The following is a 1011-nucleotide window of genomic DNA, read 5'->3' as shown; positions in this document are numbered from 1 at the left end:
TTTAACCCGGATCGGGCGAATGATTTTACCACCGCGGACGAGAGCGAGTACAGCATTAAACTGGTGGACGGCTACCCCGAGAATGCGCGGGCGCTGACTGTCTCTGAGCTGGAGCATCTAGCGAATGTGGGCCCGGAGGATAAAGGGTTCACGCGGTGGGTGCGCGGCCTTAACTCCCCGAAGGAAGAGGCGCAGCCGGTAGCGGTGTAGCCTCAGGTGCACCGCGTGCATGCGCCCGCATGTGAATATGTGGGTGTGTGTCTGTTGTGCCGGTGATGGGCGAGCGCCTGCTGTTTGTGCACGCATATGCTAAATGTTTACTCCCCGTTGCCGGGTTGCCCGACCTGTTGAGAGAGGCACCGTATGAGACCCGCAGCCCAGTATCCCGAATCAGCCCAGCCCTCGGGCGCGCAGAGTGTGAGTGTGGGGCGCGGGCAGAGGCGCATCGCGGCGACCGGCCAGCTCAGTAGCGTTGATGCCGATACTCGGCTGGCTGGGGCGCTGGCTCTCATAGAGCTGGCTGATGAATGGCTCGCCAGCCCAGCCGTAGACCAGATCACCAGCAAGCGCCCCAACCCAAACCAGCCTGCCCAAAAGGCGCAAGCAATTATTCATGAGCTCTGCGCCTATATCCGCTCCCCCTTTCCACTAGTGAGTGAGTACCGGCGGCTTGCTGGCTCTGCCCACACCGACCCACAAGCGCACCTAAAAATGCAGCAGATACGGGATGAGCTATCGCCTGAGGCTCGGGTTCGTGAACGTATTCTTGCTGAGGTGTCTGCCCGGGTATCCCGCCTGGGTGCCGCCGGAGATGGGCCTGCCTCCGGGCCGTGGTCCTGGCTAGTTTTTGATTTTTCGGGTGCCGTATTTTTCTACCCGGTTCGTTTGGCGGGGTGTTATTGGGCGCAACCGCTCAATTTTAGCGAATGCTCATTCTGTGAAGAGGTTGATGTTAGCGGCTCTGTTTTCGCCCAAGACGCAGATTTTAGCGCCTTCGAGTACCATTCCTCG

General features: G+C 59.7%; 3 protein-coding genes. 2 read left to right on the top strand and 1 reads right to left on the bottom strand.

Going from position 1 to position 1011, the window contains the following annotated elements:
• A partial coding sequence (locus Q4P78_RS09495; protein ID WP_303340122.1) for a hypothetical protein occupies positions 1-210 on the top strand: 210 nt, incomplete at its 5' end.
• Positions 211-390: 180 nt separating this feature from the next.
• On the opposite strand, the gene Q4P78_RS09490 is transcribed toward Q4P78_RS09495, so the two are convergent.
• On the bottom strand, positions 391-615 hold the full coding sequence (locus Q4P78_RS09490; protein ID WP_303340121.1) for a hypothetical protein: 225 nt from the start codon (positions 613-615) through the stop codon (positions 391-393).
• A 96-nt stretch (positions 616-711) separates the two neighbouring features.
• Between Q4P78_RS09490 and Q4P78_RS09485 the strand changes: the two genes are divergently transcribed.
• The coding region (locus Q4P78_RS09485) for a pentapeptide repeat-containing protein (RefSeq protein ID WP_303340120.1) at positions 712-1011 on the top strand (300 nt) is incomplete at its 3' end.

This window comes from Rothia sp. (in: high G+C Gram-positive bacteria) (assembly GCF_030540545.1).
Lineage (GTDB): Bacteria > Actinomycetota > Actinomycetes > Actinomycetales > Micrococcaceae > Rothia.
Note: the sequence above shows the minus strand (reverse complement) of the source record. Positions and strands in the feature narration are given on the sequence as shown.